18 protein-coding genes and 2 pseudogenes are annotated in these 19,591 nt (G+C 70.0%); 11 read left to right on the top strand and 9 right to left on the bottom strand.

The window, feature by feature from the left end:
- Positions 1-269 precede the first annotated feature (269 nt).
- A pseudogene (locus tag ABR738_RS36870) lies at positions 270-578 on the top strand (maleylpyruvate isomerase N-terminal domain-containing protein); the annotation flags it as partial.
- Here ABR738_RS36870 and ABR738_RS36865 read toward each other — a convergent pair.
- Positions 554-1,312, bottom strand: coding sequence for a MerR family transcriptional regulator (locus ABR738_RS36865; RefSeq protein ID WP_350234361.1), 759 nt, complete (start codon positions 1,310-1,312; stop codon positions 554-556). The pseudogene ABR738_RS36870 and the gene ABR738_RS36865 overlap by 25 nt on opposite strands.
- 283 nt (positions 1,313-1,595) lie before the next feature.
- On the opposite strand from ABR738_RS36865, the gene ABR738_RS36860 reads away from it, so the two are divergent.
- From ABR738_RS36860 to ABR738_RS36850, 3 genes are all read left to right on the top strand, one after another.
- Positions 1,596-1,880, top strand: coding sequence for a hypothetical protein (locus ABR738_RS36860; RefSeq protein WP_350234360.1), 285 nt, complete (start codon positions 1,596-1,598; stop codon positions 1,878-1,880).
- Between the two features lie 69 nt (positions 1,881-1,949).
- A complete protein-coding gene (locus ABR738_RS36855) occupies positions 1,950-2,537 on the top strand; it encodes an SMI1/KNR4 family protein (protein ID WP_350234359.1) in 588 nt (195 codons plus the stop codon).
- A 333-nt stretch (positions 2,538-2,870) separates the two neighbouring features.
- Entirely contained in the window at positions 2,871-3,500 is a 630-nt protein-coding gene (locus ABR738_RS36850; RefSeq protein ID WP_350234358.1) for a hypothetical protein, read from the top strand.
- A gap of 156 nt (positions 3,501-3,656) precedes the next feature.
- Here the strand turns inward: ABR738_RS36850 and ABR738_RS36845 are convergent, their stop codons facing one another.
- Positions 3,657-3,935 (bottom strand): hypothetical protein, encoded by a 279-nt coding sequence (locus tag ABR738_RS36845; protein ID WP_350234357.1) that lies wholly within the window; start codon positions 3,933-3,935, stop codon positions 3,657-3,659.
- Positions 3,936-3,989: 54 nt separating this feature from the next.
- Between ABR738_RS36845 and ABR738_RS36840 the strand changes: the two genes are divergently transcribed.
- Complete coding sequence (locus ABR738_RS36840; protein ID WP_350234356.1) at positions 3,990-4,748, top strand: MerR family transcriptional regulator; 759 nt, start codon at positions 3,990-3,992, stop codon at positions 4,746-4,748.
- Positions 4,749-4,888: 140 nt separating this feature from the next.
- A complete protein-coding gene (locus ABR738_RS36835; RefSeq protein ID WP_350234355.1) occupies positions 4,889-5,476 on the top strand; it encodes a GNAT family N-acetyltransferase in 588 nt (195 codons plus the stop codon).
- A 669-nt stretch (positions 5,477-6,145) separates the two neighbouring features.
- On the opposite strand, the gene ABR738_RS36830 is transcribed toward ABR738_RS36835, so the two are convergent.
- Complete coding sequence (locus tag ABR738_RS36830) at positions 6,146-6,925, bottom strand: class I SAM-dependent methyltransferase (protein WP_502964262.1); 780 nt, start codon at positions 6,923-6,925, stop codon at positions 6,146-6,148.
- Positions 6,926-7,336: 411 nt separating this feature from the next.
- Positions 7,337-7,789: pseudogene (locus tag ABR738_RS36825) on the bottom strand (winged helix-turn-helix transcriptional regulator); the annotation flags it as partial.
- A gap of 86 nt (positions 7,790-7,875) precedes the next feature.
- Between ABR738_RS36825 and ABR738_RS36820 the strand changes: the two are divergent.
- Positions 7,876-9,144: an MFS transporter gene (locus ABR738_RS36820; protein ID WP_350234351.1), complete on the top strand. Its 1,269-nt coding sequence runs from the start codon at positions 7,876-7,878 to the stop codon at positions 9,142-9,144.
- A 191-nt stretch (positions 9,145-9,335) separates the two neighbouring features.
- Here the strand turns inward: ABR738_RS36820 and ABR738_RS36815 are convergent, their stop codons facing one another.
- A complete protein-coding gene (locus ABR738_RS36815) occupies positions 9,336-9,794 on the bottom strand; it encodes a MarR family winged helix-turn-helix transcriptional regulator (RefSeq protein ID WP_350234350.1) in 459 nt (152 codons plus the stop codon).
- Positions 9,795-10,426: 632 nt separating this feature from the next.
- Between ABR738_RS36815 and ABR738_RS36810 the strand changes: the two genes are divergently transcribed.
- The 3 genes from ABR738_RS36810 (at position 10,427) to ABR738_RS36800 (ending at position 12,882) form a co-directional block, all read left to right on the top strand.
- Entirely contained in the window at positions 10,427-11,617 is a 1,191-nt protein-coding gene (locus ABR738_RS36810) for a serine hydrolase domain-containing protein (protein ID WP_350234349.1), read from the top strand.
- A 166-nt stretch (positions 11,618-11,783) separates the two neighbouring features.
- A complete protein-coding gene (locus ABR738_RS36805) occupies positions 11,784-12,545 on the top strand; it encodes a class I SAM-dependent methyltransferase (RefSeq protein ID WP_350234893.1) in 762 nt (253 codons plus the stop codon).
- Between the two features lie 175 nt (positions 12,546-12,720).
- Entirely contained in the window at positions 12,721-12,882 is a 162-nt protein-coding gene (locus ABR738_RS36800) for a hydrophobic protein (RefSeq protein ID WP_100575597.1), read from the top strand.
- Between the two features lie 77 nt (positions 12,883-12,959).
- Here ABR738_RS36800 and ABR738_RS36795 read toward each other — a convergent pair whose 3' ends face one another.
- A complete protein-coding gene (locus ABR738_RS36795; RefSeq protein ID WP_350234348.1) occupies positions 12,960-14,126 on the bottom strand; it encodes a C40 family peptidase in 1,167 nt (388 codons plus the stop codon).
- A gap of 280 nt (positions 14,127-14,406) precedes the next feature.
- Between ABR738_RS36795 and ABR738_RS36790 the strand changes: the two genes are divergently transcribed.
- Complete coding sequence (locus ABR738_RS36790; protein ID WP_350234347.1) at positions 14,407-14,805, top strand: SH3 domain-containing protein; 399 nt, start codon at positions 14,407-14,409, stop codon at positions 14,803-14,805.
- Positions 14,806-14,872: 67 nt separating this feature from the next.
- Here the strand turns inward: ABR738_RS36790 and ABR738_RS36785 are convergent, their stop codons facing one another.
- The 3 genes from ABR738_RS36785 to ABR738_RS36775 all read right to left on the bottom strand — a co-directional run bounded on the left by ABR738_RS36785 (position 14,873) and on the right by ABR738_RS36775 (position 19,580).
- Positions 14,873-15,418: an RNA polymerase sigma factor gene (locus ABR738_RS36785; RefSeq protein ID WP_350234346.1), complete on the bottom strand. Its 546-nt coding sequence runs from the start codon at positions 15,416-15,418 to the stop codon at positions 14,873-14,875.
- A gap of 71 nt (positions 15,419-15,489) precedes the next feature.
- Entirely contained in the window at positions 15,490-16,173 is a 684-nt protein-coding gene (locus tag ABR738_RS36780) for a M15 family metallopeptidase (protein ID WP_350234345.1), read from the bottom strand.
- A gap of 158 nt (positions 16,174-16,331) precedes the next feature.
- Positions 16,332-19,580, bottom strand: coding sequence for an AfsR/SARP family transcriptional regulator (locus ABR738_RS36775; protein ID WP_350234343.1), 3,249 nt, complete (start codon positions 19,578-19,580; stop codon positions 16,332-16,334).
- Positions 19,581-19,591 lie beyond the last annotated feature (11 nt).

Here is a 19,591-nt window from a genome sequence, read left to right as displayed (position 1 = left end):
GCCCGCACTTCGCTGAGCCCCTTCGGGCGGACGTCCGCCGGGCCGCACGGGTGCGGCGGGCTGGGGCGGGCGGGTGCGGGACGGTTCCGGGGGAGCTCGTACAGGAACGTGCGGACACCTACTCGTCCAGGAACGCGCGGGCACCTAACGGAAACATGCCATGACTACGACGGAAGTGTGGCGCCCACCGCTCTGCTGCCCCTGCTGCGCACGTCCGTGCGGCGGTTGCACGCCTCGGCGGCGGTCCTGGCGGACGACGACGTGCGGGCCCCTCGTTGCTGCCCGGCTGGACCCGCGCGCACGTACTCACACACATCGCCCGCAGCCCGACTCGCGTACCGGCTGCTGACTGCCGCCCGCACGGGCGCGGACCTCGCGCAGCGTCGACGAGGCGCAGCGGACGCGGGAAATCGAGGAGGGCGCGGGGCGGCCGGCCGTCGAGTTGGGCTGTTGAGGCGACCGCGGCCGGTCCTCGGGATCGAACATCGCTGGCCCACCGTGACGCGGCGCGACCGCCATCGCGGTCCTCCTTCGATGGCGGTCGCGCCGTGTCTCAGTTCAGCCGGGTGGTGGCGTAGGCCTGGATCGCGTCGCGCTGGTACGCGGCCAGGCCGGGAACGATGGCCTCGTATGCGGCGCGCCACGTCTCGTTGACAACGACGGAGCGTCCGATGGCCCGGTAGTCCTCGGCGGAGACAGCGCGCAGTTCGCTCAGTGCCCGGTACTGGGCGTCGATCTCGGCCTGGACCGGGTCGGAGTCGGCCGGGTGGCCTGCGGCCATGAGGTCAGCCAGCCGGATCATCTGCGCGGTGCGCTCACGGTGTGCGGCGTCGGCGTCGGCCTGGCTCATCGCGGCGGCGCGTCGTCCGACCGCTTCGGCGAGTTCGGGGAACTCGCGCATGTTCTCCTCGTACTGGGAGGGCGTCACGCCCTCGAAGAGGTTCTCCGGGCGGTTGATGGTCATGAGATTGCCGTCCTTCCTGGACTGCTCCATTTCGGCGATCGTGCGGGAAACGGTGCCGGCCAGTGCGTCGAGCCGGTCCCGTTCCGCGAGGAGGCGCCGGTGGTGGCCCCGCAGGGCATCCACCTCGTCTACCTGCTCAGACAGGATCCGACCGATCTCCGGCAGCCCGACGCCCAGCGCCCGCAACACGAGGATCTGTTGCAGCCGCAGGAGCTGGCCCTCCTCGTAGTAGCGGCGCCCATTGGCACCGATCCGGGCCGGCGGCAGCAGGCCTGTCTCGTCGTAGTGGCGCAGGGTCCGGGCGGTAACGCCCGACATCCGGGCCACTTCCGCAATCGGCCACTCCATTACGACTCCTGCACGTGTGTGTCGCCGGGCCGGTGTCTCCGGCCCTGGTCATGACGGTAGGAGCTGCCGCAACGGCAGCTTCAACCCCGAGACCCAAGATCCTCGCAATCGAACAGGCACGGTTTACGCCCGCTGCCGAAACTCGTGAACATCTGGACGGAACCTGCGCGGCAAGCCCCACCCGGTCGGACCCCGCCCGCCATCGGCACGCGCCGTCACGCGCTGGATCCTCCCCCACCCCGACGCCCTGCTCGAAGGCGACCGGATCCAACTCAAGGCCGTTTTGGCCAACTGCCCCGAACTGACAGCACTCGCCGAGCACGTGCGCTCCTTCGGCCACATGGTCGCTCGTCTCCAGGGCGACCAGTTGCCGACCTGGATCGAAGCGGCCTGTTCCGCTGCCGACCTGCCCAGCCTCCGGCACTTTGCTCAGCACCTGGAACGCGACCTCGACGCCGTCATCGCGGGCCCCACACTGCCCTGGAACTCCGGCGTCGTCGAAGGCCACGTCAACCGGATCAAGTTGCTCAAACGCCAGATGTTCGGCGGCCCGGCTTCGCTCTCCTGAGGAAAAGGGTTCTTCTGGCCAGCTGACCATAGCCACCCATAGGGTGACGGGGACGAGAGAAGATGCACCATGGATCCCCGCATACCCCGCCTGCGTCGCAAGCTGGCCGCGATCCCGTTCCAACCACTGCGCAGCCACTCCTTCGGAGAAGAACAACACAAGTTCCGCCTCGGTCCGAAGCTGGCAGAAGCACGCGTCGCTGCGTTCGAGGCCGAGCACAACATCGCCCTGCCGGACGCCTACCGGCACTTCCTCACGCACATCGGCGGCTCAGGCGCGGCACCGTTCTACGGCCTCATGCCGTTGGAGCGGTGTTCCCTGTTGGTCATGAACCCGCGTGAAGAACCGGGGACACCCCGTGGATTCGACGACGCAGAACCCGGGATTCACGGACGCGACCTCTTCCTCCACGTCATCGAAATGGGCTGCACCGACGTATGCGTCATCGCGGTGACCGGTCCCCTCACCGGCCGCGTCCTCATCGGCAACAGCGACGGGTTCTGGGGCCCCAACGTTTCCTCCGCCACCGACTTCCTCGATTGGTACGAACGCTGGCTCAACCACATGAGCGCCGGACGCGACAACCGGGCCCTGGAACTCACCTCGCCTCAGCTTCGTGCCCACCCCGACAGGCGTCGCCTAGTACCGAAGTTTTGACTCTTCGTAGCCACTCCACGGAAAGTAAGCCAGAACCGTCTCTCGTGAAGAGAGCCATGTGGTCCACCCCGCATCCCGCGGACCCGCCCCGGTGTCGCGGCCCGCCACTGTGCGATCACCTCATTCCCCAGGTGCTGACTGAACGTCCGGTGGGCGCGGAAGCGCAGGGCTCTTGGCTCCGTCCGATCACGAGTTCCGCCTGAGGAGGGGCAGAAACCAGCTCCCCCTGACGGGGGAGGTGGCTCGTGCTCGGGAGCGACGCCTGCCGCCTGCCTCGGATGCGATTTTTGATACGCGAAGACCGGCGTCACCACCGTGACCTGAGGAGCACAGATGACCACCGCTGACAACGCACCGCGGAGCAGATGGCGTGGCGGATGGCGGGCCGCTCACGCGCCAGTCGCGGGAGTTCCCCGCTGGGCCCGCGTCATCGCCCATGCCATCCCGTTCCTCGTCCTGCCGTCCGGCATCTGGAGGATCGCGACCGTCGCATTCGGCGGGGCCGGCGACGGCCGTCGCCACGGCCCGGACACTACGCTGGGCCTTCCCAACGCGACGTACGTGATTTTCCTGTCGGTCCTCTCCGAGCTCCTCGCGTTCACCGCGGTCGGACTCATCGCCGCGTGGGGCGAGGTCCTCCCCCGCTGGATTCCGGTACTGCGCGGACGCCGGGTCTCGCTTCCGGCCGCCATGATCCCCGCTGCGACCGGCGCCATCATGCTCACGGTCCTGTGGACGACACTCGCCATCCAGGTCGCTTCCGGGGCCACGTTGCAGGGCAACCCGCTCCCGGATGACTTCCCCACCATTACGCTGCATGGCTGGCGCCTCGGCCTGTTCCTCGCCACCTACGCCCCGCTCCCGTTGTGGGGACCGCTCCTGGGCCTCCTCGCCATCGCCTACTGGCGTCGGCGCCGCATTCCGGCCCTGCCCACCCCCGTGCCGGAGTACCCCGCGGCATGACAGCAACGTCCCAGCCCGGGACGGGACGGACAGCGCCCGTGCTGTCCGAGTGGCTGACCGCGACCGGCGTTCCGCTGGGGAACAGCGAGGGTGGGGGTGGTGCGTATGCCGTGGCGCTCAAGCGGCCGGATACTGTCAGCGATCCCTCGCGCGCGGTCAGTCGGCCCGTGTCGTCTTCAACAGTCGGTTCAGTTCGTCCCCCGCCTCCTCGTACCCGGCGTCGGCGATCCGTCGCAGCGCGCGCAGGTCACCGGCCGCGACCGCGCGTCGAGTGAGCAGAAACCCGGCGCGCGTGGATCCCTCGTCCAACAGCTCACTCAACTCCTCGACGTCGTCGGTTGCTTCGGCAAGGTCGGCCAGCTGGTCCAGGGCGGTCTCGTTGCCGTCGTCGGCCAGCTCGCGCAGAGTCTCCCGGTCGATATTCGTGTTTGCCATGTCGCCATGGTGCGACCCTGCCCCAGGGGAAAGGTCAAGTGGCACGATGGCTCGGTGATCACCATCGGGCAGCTGGCACGGTACGTCGGAGTGTCGATCAAGACGGTTCGCGTCTACCACGACAAGGGGCTGCTCCCTGAGCCCGACCGCGATCCATCTGGCTACCGGCGGTACGGCGCGAACGACGCCATCGACCTGATCAAGATCCGGACGCTCGCCGAAGCCGGCGTCCCCCTGGCCCGTATCCGGGACCTGAGATCAGCGGAGGACGCGGAGTTCCAGCAGGCGCTGTGCGAGATCAACGACGTCCTCACCGCCAGGATCCGGGCTCTTCAGATGACACAACATCGCCTGCATGACCTTGCCGCAGGGCGCCTGGCAGCGTTGCCCGCCGAGGTCGGTGCCCATCTGGAGCACCTGAACGGCTGGGGATTCACCTCTCGATGGGTGGACCTGCAACGTGACCTGTGGATCCTCGTATTCGCCACCTGCCCGGACCGAGCGCTCGCACTGTTCCACGACCAGGCCACGATTCTGGCCGATCCGGCACTGCGGCAGCTCTTCCTTGATTACGACGGCGCGTACGACCTCGAGAGCGACGATCCGCGCATCGACGACCTCGCCCAGAGGATCGTCACCGCGACCCACGAACGTTACGGATCCGGCGAAGTACCCACCCTGGATGCGGACTCTGAGGTCCCCGCGCTCATCCAGGGCACGGTCAACGCCTCGTCCCCGGCATGGCGGCGACTTGACACGTTGATCCGTGCACATCTGGATGCGTGCTCCATCAGCGCGCCATCTCGCGGGTGAGGTTGCAAGCCGGGTCGGTGTTCTCCGCCGGTTGCGTTCGGCGGAGCGTCTTTGTCTGCGGAGCCAGGACTGTTGCCAGCGGTCCGGCTGGGCGGGCTGCGCTCGGCCTGCGTGGTGCACCGGGCAGATACGGTGAGGAAATGATCTCACCTGACCGTAGGGCAACCGAACGTGAGGCGACGGAGACGATCGTCTATCGCGTGGCAGGGAGCGAGAGGGACAAGTCCGCTTTCATCAAAGGGGAGTTCAGCTCGGACACGGTCTTCGAAGTGGTCGGCTCCGAGGACGGGTTCACCATCCGAGCCGCCCGGCTGGACCCGCCAGTTCACAAGGTCTTCCCCGACAACGAGACCGTGGCCGGTGAGACGTCGCAGGCCGAGCGCCGGTTTGTCGCGCTGGATGGCGAACGCGTCTGCGGCTATGTCGACACGGAGTATGAGCCCTGGAATCGCCGGCTCATCATTGCCGATATCGAGGTGACCGGGCCGTACCAGGGCCGGGGAATCGGGCGCACGCTGATGAGCCACGCCATTGGCTGGGCACGGGAATGCGGTGCCGGGCACGTGTGGCTGGAAGTGACGAACATCAACGCTCCGGCCATCCGCGCCTACCAGCGGATGGGGTTCACCTTCTGCGGCCTGGACACGTCCCTCTACAGCGCCACCGAGTCCGAGGGCGAGACGGCGCTGTACATGAGCCTCTTCCTAGAAGGGCTGTCCGGTAAATGATCCCCGGACCGCTCCAGTGCGGCTGAGCGCTGTTGGGCCCGCCGATCTGTCCAGCGACGGTGAGGTGGTGCAGGTGAGGGATGCCGAGCATGGCGTGGGGAAGGCGGGCGATGCCGAGCCGCGGACGCGAACCATCACCGACTGACTGACCGCACTTGTCGGCGTACAACTGCACCAGGGCCTCAACGACCACCTCGCTCACCCCGTAGAGGCCGTCAGGGCGTGCGGGCTCCGTCGGGCCGGTGAGATGTCCGGGGGATAGAAGCCGGTCACACGGTTGCTGCTCGCCGGCGCCGCCCGCTCGATGCTCAAGCGCCACGTCGCCTCCAGGACATGGTGTGTGCCAACACATTGGCTTCGAGCAGGTCCGGGAGAGGCGCCTCATCGGGCATCCCGCCGAGATGGAGCGCGCGGTCGGCTCCCGGGAGGGCGGATTCCACTGCGACGGCGTCCCGCGGGTCCACCGTGTGCACGTCTTCGTTCTCGGCCTCCGGGCGGAGCGGCACGCGGTCGAGCAGGACCAGGCGCGCCGCCTCACGTCGCAGCGCCTCCCCACCATTGAACCGATGGTGCCGACCGCTCCTGTTACCGGTCCTGCGGGGAACTGAGCAAGCAGGCCGCGAACCGTGGGCCAGGGGTAGGGACGTTGACTGGCGGATCGGCGTTCAGTCAGGCCGGTTTGACGGCGAGCGTCGCGAAATAGTGCGACATGTATGGCGCGGAGGCATTGGATTGGTGCGGCGCCTCCGCGAAGCCGGTGAGGACGAACCCGGCGGCGAACTGCCCGGCGATCTGGTCGGTGAGGGTGTGGCTGTATTCGAGCGCGGCATCCGCGCCGAATTTCACGGCGCGTTCCTCGGCGGAGTACTGCGTGACGTCGCTGTAAGGCAGCTTGTGCACCACGATCAACTCGCCGCGCTCATCGAGTGCCTCGTGGTCGAACACGTACACATCAGGGTTGAGGAACCCCGCGAGCAGAGTTCCGCCAGGTCGCAGGACGCGGAAGCACTCACGCCACACCGCTGCCGGGTCTGGCACGAAGAGGTTGGAGACCGGATGGAAGACGACGTCGAATGTCGCGTCACCGAAGGCGCCGAGGTCGCGCATGTCACCCAGGACGGTGCGCAGTTCGAGTCCGTCGCGTGCCGCCACCATCCGGTCCTGGCCGAGCTGGCCGGGTGAGTTGTCGAAAACGGTGACCCGCGCCCCTGTGGCAGCGAGAATCGGGCCCTGCTGGCCGCCGCCGGAGGCCAGGCACAACACGTCCTTGCCGGTCAGGTGCGTCGGCAACCAGGAGCGGTCGACCGGCTGACGCCCGATCAGAGCGATGGACCAGTCGCCCTCGCGGGCGCGCTCGACGTCCTCAGCGCTCACGGGTCTGGACCACTCATTGCCCTCCTGGACGTACTTGTCCCAGGCCGCCCGATTGTGGGCACCCGGGTCGCCCATGGCATCCAGCACGTTGAACCCCCTGCTACGGCCGAGCGGACATCTGCGGTGGACATTCGCGGTACGGACAGTTCGGTGCTCCCAGCCAACACGATGCCTGAGTCCGGATTCAACGAAATTAGCGGGCATCGAGGTTGCCGGGGCTCGACGGGTGGCCGCGCGGCGGATGCGTAAATGCTGTTGGCCCCGGCGACGAGAGCCGTAGGTGTCGCAGGCGACTGTCTTGATGGCCGGTAGGCGCCTGAGGTCGGGCAGTGCCAGTGCCGGGTGGCGGTGCTCCCGGAATCAACGGGCGACACCTTCGCCGACGCTCTTCTCACCACCACCGGGTCACCGGGAGTTGCCGGCCCCGCCAGGGCCCGCACCACCGCGTACTCCCAGACCCGCACCACCGCCATGGCGGCCGCCGCTGGTCTTCCGCACGTGCGTGGTGTCGGCGTCGATGCGGGCACCGTCCGCGCCGATCGGCTTGATGCCCGGTACGCGGGCGCCGTGTTGGTCGACGAGCGTCGAGTGGGGCTCGCCGGGTTCGAAGGCGTGGCGCTCGCCCCATTGGCGCAGGGTGAGGAGCACGGGGAAGAGGTCGCGACCGGCGTCGGTGAGGACGTACTGCAGGCGGCGGCCCGAGGGCGCGGTCTGCTGAGTCAGCACCCCGTGGTCGGTGAGCTTGCGCAGACGGTCAGTGAGGATGTTGCGGGCGATACCGGTCCGTCGCTGGAATTCGGTGAAGGACCGCGCCCCGTCCATCGCGTCCCGGACGACCAGGAGGCTCCAGCGATCGCCGACGAGATCCAGCGCGCGGGCAACCGGGCAGTCGCGATCGGTCCAGGCAGGGCTCGGACTGTCCGTTGCGGGGCTCGGCATGACACCTCCGAAGAGTTGCAGATCGAGACCATCATGCCCTACGGTCAAATTAGTTTCACTTTGCTACTCATCCCCTGAGGAGTGCGATGGACGCCCGGCGACGGTTACTTCTCGCGACCGTGTGCGGTGTCGCGGTGGCGAGCATCTATGCCGCGCAGACAGTGCTGGCGCCCATGGCGGCCAGCCTCGGGATCTCGGCACACCGCGCCGGGTGGATCGTGTCGATGGGCCAGTTCGGCTACCTTGCCGGTCTGGTCCTGCTGGTGCCGCTCGGCGACGTGGTCGCCAACAGGCGTCGGCTCATCGCGACGCACATGATCATCACTGCGGCAGGACTGTTCCTGACGGCTGCGGCTTCAGCCGCCTGGGCGGCCTTCGCCGGGCTCGCGCTGGCCGGGATGTTCGCCGTCGTGGTGCAGACCACGGTGGCCTACGCCGCCTCGGTCTCGCCTCCGGCCGAGCGCGGACGCACCATCGGTGTCGTGACCTCCGGCGTCGTGGTGGGCATCCTGGGCGCGCGGTTCGTCACTGGCGTGCTCGCGCAAGTGTGGGGCTGGCGAAGCATGTACGCCACGCTCGGTGTGCTCGCACTCGCTCTCGCAGCCCTTCTCCTGCGCGCGCTGCCGTCCGACGACGGCCCGCGCCGAACCGCGGACTACCGACAGGCCCTGGTGTCGTTCGGTGCACTGTTCAAGCAACGCCCCTTCCTGATGCGCGGTCTCATCGCGTTCTTCCTGTTCGCGTCGTTCGGCACGTTGTGGAGCGGCCTTTCCCTGCCCCTGGAGGACACGCCGTGGCATCTGAGCGAAAGCCGGATCGGCCTGTTCGGCATCGTCGGACTCGCCGGCGCACTGGGCGCGGCACGTGCGGGGCGGTGGGCGGACGCAGGACGGGCGGTCCCGATCAGCGGACTCGCGCTGGCCCTGCTCATCGTCTCCTGGGCCGCGACCGTGCAGTTGTCCTGGTCCCTGTGGCTGCTCGTCATCGGCATCGTGGTGCTCGACTTCGCCGTCCAGGTCGTGCACGTGAGCAATCAGCACCTACTCACCACCGCCCATCCGGAGCGCGTCGGCACCGCCATCGGTGGCTACATGGTCTTCTACTCCCTCGGTTCCGCCTTCGGCGCGGCCGCCGCCACCTCCGTCTTCACCTCCCACGGCTGGGCCGCCTCCAGCCTCCTCGGGGCCGGATTGGCAACCTGTGCGCTGATCACCTGGGCAACCGACGCACGCCTGCGTTCCAGGACTTCGGCGGCCGGCTCCCGGGCGGCGGACGCGCACCGTGGTGAGGGAGGGAGACAGAGGAGCGAGCCAGAGCGGGCCGGGCCGGTAACGGACCGCTCCAGGATTTCCTGAGAACCGCCTGCCCCGCCCTCACGCGCTACCGGCAAGCTCGGCAGGACGCTGAATGGTCGGGGCCTGCGCACAGACGCGGCCCATTCTCAGTCGATCTGAGACAGCACCGCCGCAAACACCATCCATATGCCCGGCGACCACCGCGCCCGGACCGCCCGCGCATACTCACCATGCGAACCGGCGCCGCACCACTAATGGTGCCAAGCTTCCCCGCCCGTGTTACGGATGAACCGCTGCAACACCTTGAGGGTGGTCCGGTACTCCTCGTCGGAGACACCCGCATGCCGTTCCTCCCAGAGCTCGTCCTGAAGGGCCGCGGCCTTCTTGTAGAAGGCTCTGCCCCCAACCGTGATGCCCAGTCGCCCCCCGGCGTCCTCAGTGATCCAGCCCCGGGCGATGATCGTGTCGATCTCCGACTCCATGGTTTCCGACCCGGTGTCGAGATAGCCCCCAAGGAGACGGCACACCTCATCACGGGTCTTGGCGGTGCCGGCCCTTGCCACCTGGGCGAGGGCCCACCACTGCGGCTGGGTGATTCCGATCCCGGCGAGGGCGGTCCTGGTGCGGCTGACGACGGCCTTGTAAGCCGCCCAACTCCAGTAGCCGATGGGCTGCTTGATCAGGTCGGTGTCACCGTGTGAATACTCCATGGCTTGGATTCCTGTCGTTGCTTGAATCGGTTCGACGAGATCGACCATAGGAACTCAACTGGACTTGAGGTCAAGGGCGTACCGGCCGCTCCCCCGAGGGTGCGGCACGCGCACACCGTGAAAACCCGGCTGCGTGCATCAGGGAATGTTGGCCCTCAGCGTACGGATTCCATAAGCGTACAGATTTCATGATGCACGCGGTGGCGACCAGGATGAGCGTGACCCGTCCCGGAAATTGGCATCGGAATTGCCTTGCAGAAGGCACATGCGACACGCCACATGATCGGGCGAATCTCTGCGGCCGCGAGCAGTCGTGGCGCTCCCCCCGGCACCTGGCCCCTGCCTGCCCCTGCCCATGCCTCCTCCTCCCAGCCGCCGTGGCTCCCACGTCCCGTTCCCGACGGCCAACCAGGCACTCCGGCTCGCCGGCCCTCAGGGCCCACCTCCGGCCCGCCGTCGACAGCCGTTGCCGGTTGCCCTGCGACACGCCCGGAGCGGGGGATTCACGTATCGGCTGACCGGACCAGCCACGTGCGCCGCGTGCCGGGGACAGGCGCCCGGCTGCTAAGCAGGCCGTACCGGCGGGCCCGAAGCGGCCGCCGGCCTACTCCGCCCCACATCGGGAGACACCCGTGTCCATCCGCGTACGCCGTTTCCGTACCGGCCTGTCCGCCGCCGTCACCGCCGCCGCGCTCGGCACGCTCCTCTCACCCGCGCAGGCGGCGAACGCGGGTCCGGACGCCCCAGGAGGGCACCCGGGCCACGGCAACCGCCTCCAGCAGGGACTCGAACGGCTCGTCGCGCAGGACGACGGCCCGCCCGGGGCCATCGCCGTGCTCACCAAGCGCGGCAGGGCCGAGGTGTACAGCGCCGGCGTCGGGGACACCGGAACGGGACGGCCGCCGAGCCCGGACGACCACATGCGCATCGCCAGCATCTCCAAGGCGTACAGCGGGGCCGTCGCACTGCGGCTCGTCGACGAGAAGCTTCTCTCCCTCGACGACACCATCGGCGATCGGCTGCCCGACCAGCCCGCCGACTGGCACGCGGTGACCCTGCGCCAGCTCCTCCAGCACACCAGCGGCCTGCCCGACTTCTCGGCCGACCCCGAGTTCCTGAACATCCTCCAGTCCGACCCCCACCACCTCTTCGACCCGCGCGACCTGCTCGACTTCGTCGCGGACCAGCCACTGCGGTTCCGCCCGGGCTCCCTGTACGAGTACTCCAACTCCGACAACATCGCGGTCGCCCTCATGGCCGAGGCAGCCACAGGCCGTCGTTACGAAGACCTTCTCAAGGATCTCGTCTACCGTCCCCTCGGCCTGCGGCAGACCAGTCTGCCCCTGGGCTACCGGCTCCCCCGCCCGTATCTGCACGGTTACGACATCACTCCGCCCGCCCACGCGGAGGACGTCAGCGAGGCCATCAGCGCCTCCGGTGTGTGGGCCTCCGGCGGCATCGTCGCCACTCCGAAGGAACTGGGCGTCTTCATCCGCGCGTACGGGGGCCCCGCCCTGCTGTCGGAGCAGACCCGCAAGGAACAACTCACCTTCCGCCCGGGCGACTCCTCGGAACCGGCGGGCCCCGGCACCAACGCGGCGGGCCTGGCGATCTTCCAGTACACCACCCGTTGCGGCGTCCTGTACGGCCACACAGGCAATTTCCCCGGTTACACCCAGCTCGCCGCCACCACCCCGGACGGCACCCGTTCCCTCACGTTCTCCATCAACACCCAGACGAGCAAGAGCAACAAGCCCGCACTGCTCGCCCGGCTCCGCACGGTCGAGGAGGACTTCGCCTGCGCGCTGCTCAAGGACCGCTGAGCCGTGATGTCCTCGACCCGACCACGTCGACGCGAGCCGAAGGGCACCGGCTGCGTGGTCGCGCGTTCGACCGGCGTGGCGGCGCGGCGGAGATGAGGGGTGCCGAGGCGGCGTTACCGTCGTGCGGGTGACGGGAAACGACGCCGGCCGGCAGTGGACCACTTCCATGTCGGCGGCCTATGACCAGTACCTCGTGCCGGTGGTCTTCCGGCCCTTCGCGGAGGACCTGACCTCTCGCGCGGCGGCACTTCATCCCGAGCGGATCCTCGAACTGGCCGCGGGGACAGGGGCGTTGACGTCGGACCTGCTCGCAGCGGCTCCCTCGGCCGAGGTCACCGCCACCGACCTCAACGACGCCATGGTCGCACTCGGATCGGTCCGGGCGCCGGGCGCTGTGTGGCGGCAGGCCGACGCACAGCGGTTGCCGTTCCCGGGCGGAAGCTTCGATCTGGTGGTCTGCCAGTTCGGCGTGATGTTCTTTCCCGACCGCGTAGCAGCGTTCGCCGAGGTCCGCCGGGTGCTGGTCCCGGGTGGCCAGTTCCTGTTCAACACGTGGGGCCCGTTCCATACCCATGCCTTCGAAGTCGCCCTCCAGGCCGGGCTGGAGCGGGCCTTTCCGGCCGGGCCGCCGCGCTTCATCCCGACGGTTCCGCACGGCTGCGCCGACCCCGCTGTTGTGGCCGCGGACCTCGCGGCCGCCGGGTTCACGGTCGAGCACGAAGAAGAGCTGACGCTTCAGGGCCGGGCCTCCTCGATCGCCGATCTCGCCACCGGGTACCTCACCGGGACACCCGTGCGTGTGGCCGTCGAGCAGTGCGGGGACGAACAAGCCGTCCACGCCACCGTCATCGAGGAAATGACGGCCCGTCTGGGCCCGGGCCCTGTCACCGCCCCGATGACGGCGTACGTCTTCAGGGCGGCGGCCTGACGGCGGACCACAGCCGCGCCGAGTGTCCGCTCCTTTCGACAGAGCTCGTCATCCAGGGACATGTGAGGTGCGGAAAAGGAGGACGGGTTCCCGGCCGAAGCACTTGTAAACAGTTGCACGGGCCCGGTGTAGCCGTGCCACGGCAGGGCATTCGGTGGCTCGGAGGTTGATAACTATGGTTCCCCTGCTTCTCGTTCTCCTGCTGGCTCTGATCCTGTTCGGCGCGGGTTTCGCACTCAAGGCGCTGTGGTGGATCGCGATCATCGTGCTCGTTGTCTGGCTCGTCGGCTTCGTCGCCCGTCCCAAGGGCGGCAGTGGCCGCTGGTATCGCTGGTAACCACCCCAGCCCCTTCAGGAACTGTGGGCCCCCGCCGCAACACCGGCGCGGGGCCCACAGCCATGAACCGTCCGGGCTCAGCAGGTGGGCACTCCGGGCAGCCACGCCGGACCCTTGATGTAGATGTTCGTCAGCCACGAACCGTCGGTGAGCCGGGACCAGGCATCGTTGGTGTAGCCGTCGGCGGTCACCGTCTGGGCGTGCGCCTGGCAGGCCACGTTGACGGTGGTGGGCTTCGGGAAGTAGTCCACGACGGCGGCGTTCACGTTGGCTTCGGAATGGGTGCGCACCCCGGTGCCCCAGGACTGGAACGCCGTGCTGCCGCCGCTCGGCGGCGGGGTGGAGCTGCCGCCGCAGTCCGGGATGCCGGGCAGCGACGCCGGGCCCTTGATGTAGATGTTCGTCAGCCAGGAGCCGTCGGACAGCTTGGACCAGATGTCATTGGTGTAGCCGTCGGCGGTGACCACCTCGGCGTGTTGTTGGCACATCACCGACACCTGGGTGGGGCCGGGGAACGTGTCCACGACGGACGCGTTGACGCCGGGCGAGGAGTGGGTGCGCACTCGGGTGCCCCAGGTCTCGAAGGTGGTGCCTCCGTTGGCCGGCGGGGGCGGCACCGTGCCGGAGCCGTCGATTCGGACGGCGCCGGCGTAATCGCCACCGGTACGCACCGGCGCCACCCGGATGTGGGTGCCCGATTCGTACGCCTCCACCATCTGCCCTGCGCCGATGTAGACGGCGACATGGTGGATGTGACCGCTGCCCCAGAACATCAGGTCTCCGGGGAGGAGAGGCGCCGATCCCTGGGCCGCGGAGAATCTGGCCGTCGCGTGCGACGTGTGGAACTGGTCGTCGGCTGTGCCGTTGAGCAGGTCGCGGCCGGTCGCCTGGGCGTAGGCGTACCGGGTGAGGCCGGAGCAGTCGAAGCCCTTGCGCTCGTTGTCGTGGAGGCTGTCGGGGTCGGAGCCGTCGTAGTAGCCGTAACTCGCGCCCGGCGTGGCACCATGTCCGCCGCCCCAGCTGTACCAGAGGCCGATCTGGCCGCACGCGGCGCGGACGGCGGCCTCCGCGGTGGCCGAGGCGCCCGGGGCGAGCACATCACAGGTGGCCTGGGGGGAAGCGGGGGCGGCGGACGCGGCGTGCGCCGTCGCGGGCAGAACGGCGGCGAGGGCGAGGGCGGCGACGGCGGCCAGCGAGTGGCCGGCGACGCGGCGCGTCCTGAGGGTGGTGTTCACGGTGCACATCCTCCGTTGACGGGCTGTCAACCCGTGGACCGCGCCGGGCGGACGCCGATATGCCTTCGCGGGAGTGACCTGCGTCACGCACACTCGTGAATGCGGTGCTCATACGCCCTCCGCCCTGCCGCCGTCCCCCTGGTGACCCCGCCGAACTCGGCGTCGACCATCTTGGCCCGACCCCGACACCTTTGCCCCACCCGATCCGTCCTGCACCGTCGGCCGGCCGCGCCCGCGCGTTCGTCGCGTCCGTGGCTGTGCCTGCCGCCCTCCACGTCAGGAGATCTCCGTGCCCCTCTTTCCGTCCTCGCGCCGTTCCCTCGCCACACCTGTCGTCCTCGCCGTCACCGCCACGGCCGTCCTGCTGTCCACCGCGCCGACGGCCGGAGCCCAGACGGCCGGTGGCGCGCCGGCGGCCGGGCGGAGCGGACGCACACCCGGCCCCTACAGCGTCACGGCGTACGAGACCGTCAACATCCGCAGCGCGCCCAACACTTCCTCCCGCGCCTTCGACAAGATCCGCGCCGGGGAGACCCGTTCGGACGCCCTCTGCTGGTCACATGGTGAGACCGTCCGGGACCACGGCTACACCAACGACGTGTGGATCGGTTTCACCGAGGGCTGGGCCAGCGCGGTCTACCTCAAGGGGAACGAGTACGCGGGGCTGCCGGCCGACGCGACGTGCTGAGACGGCGTACGGATGGTGGGGGGGGCGGGACCCGGTGCCCCGCCCTCTCCTTCTCCATTTGCCGTCGTCAGCGGGGCCGGGTCTCGCACAGCGCGGCCCTCATCTTGGCGAGGCCCCGCATCCGGTTGCGCTGCACCGTCCCCCGGTGTGCGCCCAGCCGCTCCCCCGCCACGTCGTGACTCAGCCCCTCCAGATCCACGAGGATCACGGCGGCGGCCTCCTTCGGCGTCAGCAGGGCGAGCAGCGCAAGCGCCGTGCGGCGCGCCTCGCAGCGCTCGACGCCCCCGTCCCAGCCGCCCTCGGGCAGCCGGTCGGTGACCGTCTCCCGGCGGGAGGGACGCTGCCAGGAGTCACGCAGCAGGTTGAGCGCGGTCGCGGAGGCGTAGGCGTACGGATGCTGTTGGGGGGCGAGGGTGCGTTTCCTTGCGCGGCGGGAGAGCCGCAGGTAGGTGTCCTGGAGCAAGTCGTCGGCGTCGTGCGGATTTCCGGTCAGGGCCAGGAGCCGTCGGCGCAGCCGGGGCATGACCTCGGTGAAGACGGCGTCGAACTCGGCCGAGTTCATGCCGTCGGGCGGGCGGTCGGTGGCGCTGCGGCAGGGTTCGATGCGGCTCATCGGATGTTTCCCCCTCGTACCCGCGGTTTCACTGGTCAGGTGGATGCGGGCTTCAGTCGGCCGGGTCAGGGTCAGGCCGGTGCGGCGGTGGGCCGGGGCCCGTCCGGCAGTTCCACGGGGCCGTAGTGGGCGGCCGGCTGCCCGGACAGCAGCGCCCAGTACCGGTCGCCGTAGGACCAGTGCCACCATTCCGTGGGGTAGTTGACGAATCCGGCGGATGTCAGCGCCCGCCGCATGACCTCGCGGTGGGCACGGGCGGTGGCGTCGATGTTCGGCGCGTCCGTACGGCACGCGTTGTCGCTCTCCTCCGGGGAGGCGTTGACCTCGGTGCCCAGGGCCAGTTCGGTGCCGTCCTCGGTGCACAGCGTCAGGTCGATCCCGCCGCCGCTGACGTGCGGGGCGACCTCCGGCGGCGAGATGTAGGCGCTGGCCAGTTCTCGGATCCGACCCGGAGACGCCTCGGGGTGCGCGGCCCGCAAGGCCCCCGCATACCGTTCGAAGTAGACGCGTTGCAGCTCCGGCGGCCGGTATCCCTCGACCACCAGGAGGCGCGTTCCCGAAGGGAGCGCTCGCTGTGCCCGAAGGAGCCGGTCGAGGACACCGGACCGGATCCGGGCGTAGGCGCCGAGGCCGTCGGCCTGCCGGCCGTCGAGCAGCAGCTCGGGTACGCCCCGGATGTCGACGAGCGGTTCCGCGCAGTCCTCCAGCGGGACGGCCGCCACGCGCGGATCGGAGAGAGTGATGATGTCGGTCACGCGTCGATGGTCCCGGGCACCTCTGCAAAACCTCTGCTGGTGCTCTGCAAGCACAGCACCCGTCCGCTGCCCCGACGCGAATCGGCTCCGGTGAACAGATCAGTGTTGCTCCTGACCGACCGGGCAGCGCTCCGCGCAAAACCCCGTCCCGGCAGCGTTCAGCCGCGTTTTTCCCACGCCTCCCTGCTGCCGAGGGCCCGGAAGGCCGCTTGGGCCTGGCGGCGGCCCTCCTCGGCGGCCATGAGGTCACCGTGTGCCTCGTGCACCTCGGCCAGATCGCGCAGGGTGCGGGCGCGCCACAGTGGCAGGGCGAGACGTTCCCAGAGGGCGAGCGCGTCCCGCAACGGTGCCTGCGCGCGGTCCGGGTGGCCGCCTGCCAGGTGCCACTCGCCCCGGGTGCGCAGCACCAGTGCCTCGCCGAAGCGGTCCTCCCGCTCCCGCGCCACCGCCAGACACCGCTCGAGCCGCGCGTCCGCCCGGTCCAGCAGCCCCTGACGCAACTCGACCTTCGCCAGGGCCTGTTCGGTATACATGAGGCCGTAGGAGTCGCCGAGTGAGGTGAAAATGCCCAGCGCCTCGGTGAGCAGCCCCGCGGCGTCCCCCAGCGCGCCGAGCGCTCGGTCGCACAGGGCGATCGCGCGCAGGGTCAGAGCCTCGCCCTGGTGGTCGCCGGCCCGCCGGAACAGCCCCAGGGCCCGGGCCAGCGCCTCGCGGGCCCGATCGCCGCGCCCCTGCTCGAGGTGGACGTAGCCGATCCCGTACAGGGTGCGGGCCAGGCCCGCATCGTCTCCGAGCGTGTCGTACCGCTCCAGGGCGGCGGTGAGCGCTTCGGTCGCCTCCGCGAACCGGGCCTGTTCCCGGCGGATGGTACCGATGCCGACCAGGGCGGTGGCACTCCCCCGCAGGGCGTCGCGCGCCATGTCCCCCGCCAGTCCCTCGGCGTCGTCCGTGGTTGGCGTCCGCTCGCCGAACAGGCGCCGGGCGCGTTCCAGGCAGGCGTACGCCTCCTCGAACCTGTCCTGTTCGTAACGGAGTTGACCGAGGCCGACGAGGAGCCATGCCTCGCCCTCGCCGTCCCCCTCACGGCGCACGGCGTCCAGGGCGACGGTGTGGGACTGCGCCCAGAGGTCGAACTGGTTGTATACGGCGGCGGAACTGGCGATCAGAGCGCCCGCCAGGGTGCGCGCGGCACGCGTCATGCCCTGAGCGGCACAGTGGTGAACAGCCGCGACCAGACAGCTCTGTTCGGCGGCGAACCAGGCGGCGGGCCGGGTCAGGAGCCGGTCCTGGACCTCGGGGCCGAGGCGGCACTCCGGGTCGGGCTTCGGCAGCAGCCAGGAGACCCCGCCAGGTCCCCGGACGGCCGCGCGGTCGGCCAGCGTGAGCCAGCAGGCGACCAGTCGCCGCACGGCGTCCGCTCGTTCGGTGGAGCTCTCCTCGGCCAGGCAGCGCTCGCGGGCGTGTTCCCGCACGAGGTCGTGGATGCGATACCGGTTCTCGCCGGTGCCGTCGACGCCGAGCACGTCGATGAGGTGGCAGTCGACGAGCCGTTCGACGGCCTCCTCCGCCTCCTCGGTGCCGATGTCGAGGAGCGGCGCGGCGATCCAGGCGGCGAAGTCGGGCAGGTCCATCAGCGCGAGGCGGCGCAGCGCCCGGCGCTCGGGCGGGTCCAGTTCCGCGTAACCCAGTTCGAGGCTGGCTCTCAACTCCAGGTCACCGACGCGCAGTTCGTTGAGGCGGCGGCGTTCGTCCCGCAGGCGTCCGGCCAGCTGCCGGGGCCGCCAGTGCGGCCGGGCGGCCAGCCGGGCGCCGGCGATCCGCAGGGCGAGCGGGAGTTGGCCGCACAGGCTGACGATCTCGGCGAGGCCGTCCGGCTCGGGGCGCGAGCCGGAGTGGCCGGCGACCGTGGTCAGCAGGTGCAGTGCCTCGTCCTGGCCGGGTACGGACAGGACGAGGCGGACCGCGCCCTCCAGCGCGGTCAGCCGTCGCCGGCTGGTGACCAGCACGGCCGAGCCGGGACCGGGCGGCACCAGGGGCCGCAGCCCGGCCTCGTTGGGAGCGTTGTCCAGGACCAACAGGATGCGCCGGTCCGCGAGTTGGGTTCGGTAGAGACCGATCAGGTCTTCGGCGCCGGCAACGGGCTCGGGGTCGACACCGAGTGCTCGCAGCAGCCTGGTGAGCGCGTCGACGGTGCTCAGCGGGGTGGTGTCGGAGGCGCGCAGGTCGAGGAAGAGACGCCCGTCGGGGAAGAGGGGCGCCGCGAGGTGGGCGGCATGGACGGCGAGCGCGGTCTTTCCCATGCCGGGGCGGCCGGAGATGACCGCGATGGGTGGGGCGGTCCTGGCGGGATCGCGCGCCTGGCCGAGTAGCGTGCCGAGCCAGGTGACCTGGTGGGTCCGGCCCACGAAGTCGGCGACGTCCGGCGGGAGATGGGAGGGCGGGCGGTCCGTCCGGTCCCCGGTCTCGGACGCGCCGGGGCGGGTCGGACCGGCCGAGGCCGCGGGATCCGTCGGCGCCTCGGGCACAGGGACGTCCGGACCAGTGGGCTCGGGGGCCGCGGAGTCGGCGGGCGCACGACCGGGCGCGGGGGTGGACACACGGCCGGAGGCCGGGCCGGACGCGGGTGTGTTCGCCGTACCGAGGTAGCCTGCGGCGAGCGCGGGGTCGTTGTGGAGCACGGCGAGGTGGAGTGCGTGCAGTTCGGGTCCCGGGTCGAGCCCGAGGTCGGCGCGGAGTATGTCGCGGCCCTCCTGGAAGACCCGCAGCGCGTCGGGCGCCCGGCCGATCCGGAGCAGGGCGGTCATCAGTTGGGCGCGCGGTCGTTCGCGCAACGGATGGGCGGCGACGTGAGACATGAGCGGGGCGACGATCTCACTGTCGTGGCCCATTTTCAGCCGCAGGGCGTAGATGTGCTCCTGCCCGTCGAGCCGCAGCTCCTTCAGTCTGGCCGCCTCGATCCGGGCGAAGGACTGGGTGACGCCTTCCAGGGCGTCCTGCCCGCGCCACAGGGCGAGGGCTTCGGTGAGCAGGTCCAGGGCCTCGGTGTCGCGTCCTGCGGCTTCGGCGCGCCGGCCGGCCGACAGCAGCCGTTCGAACCGGCGCGCGTCGACCTGTTCTGGGTCCAGATCGGCGAGATAGCCGGGGGCCCGGGTGCGGATCGCGATGGCGGCTCCGGCCGGCACCAGGGCGCGACGGGCGGCGGCGACGTGCGAGGCGACCAGCGCGCCGGCGGTCGCCGGGGCGCGTTCCTCCCACACGAGGTCCACCAGCTTTGCGGTGGAGAGGACTTCGCCCAGATGCACGACGAGCGCGGACAGCAACGCCACGGGTCTCGATCCGCCAAGAGACAGATTTCGCTTCCCGTCGTCCCACACCTCGACCGGCCCGAGCAGGCGCACTTCGATCATCGTTCCCCGGC

The organism is Streptomyces sp. Edi4, from assembly GCF_040253615.1.
In the GTDB taxonomy this organism is placed as follows: domain Bacteria; phylum Actinomycetota; class Actinomycetes; order Streptomycetales; family Streptomycetaceae; genus Streptomyces.
Note: the sequence above shows the minus strand (reverse complement) of the source record. Positions and strands in the feature narration are given on the sequence as shown.

Bases quoted from the DNA above. Each gene is read 5' to 3' on its own strand.
- ABR738_RS36865 (WP_350234361.1), bottom strand. From the start codon at position 1,312: ATGGAGTGGCCGATTGCGGAAGTGGCCCGGATGTCGGGCGTTACCGCC.
- ABR738_RS36855 (WP_350234359.1), top strand. From the start codon at position 1,950: ATGGATCCCCGCATACCCCGCCTGCGTCGCAAGCTGGCCGCGATCCCG.
- ABR738_RS36850 (WP_350234358.1), top strand. From the start codon at position 2,871: ATGACCACCGCTGACAACGCACCGCGGAGCAGATGGCGTGGCGGATGG.
- ABR738_RS36845 (WP_350234357.1), bottom strand. From the start codon at position 3,935: ATGGCAAACACGAATATCGACCGGGAGACTCTGCGCGAGCTGGCCGAC.
- ABR738_RS36835 (WP_350234355.1), top strand. From the start codon at position 4,889: ATGATCTCACCTGACCGTAGGGCAACCGAACGTGAGGCGACGGAGACG.
- ABR738_RS36830 (WP_502964262.1), bottom strand. From the start codon at position 6,925: ATGGGCGACCCGGGTGCCCACAATCGGGCGGCCTGGGACAAGTACGTC.
- ABR738_RS36820 (WP_350234351.1), top strand. From the start codon at position 7,876: ATGGACGCCCGGCGACGGTTACTTCTCGCGACCGTGTGCGGTGTCGCG.
- ABR738_RS36815 (WP_350234350.1), bottom strand. From the start codon at position 9,794: ATGGAGTATTCACACGGTGACACCGACCTGATCAAGCAGCCCATCGGC.
- ABR738_RS36805 (WP_350234893.1), top strand. From the start codon at position 11,784: ATGTCGGCGGCCTATGACCAGTACCTCGTGCCGGTGGTCTTCCGGCCC.
- ABR738_RS36800 (WP_100575597.1), top strand. From the start codon at position 12,721: ATGGTTCCCCTGCTTCTCGTTCTCCTGCTGGCTCTGATCCTGTTCGGC.
- ABR738_RS36795 (WP_350234348.1), bottom strand. From the start codon at position 14,126: ATGTGCACCGTGAACACCACCCTCAGGACGCGCCGCGTCGCCGGCCAC.
- ABR738_RS36785 (WP_350234346.1), bottom strand. From the start codon at position 15,418: ATGAGCCGCATCGAACCCTGCCGCAGCGCCACCGACCGCCCGCCCGAC.
- ABR738_RS36775 (WP_350234343.1), bottom strand. From the start codon at position 19,580: ATGATCGAAGTGCGCCTGCTCGGGCCGGTCGAGGTGTGGGACGACGGG.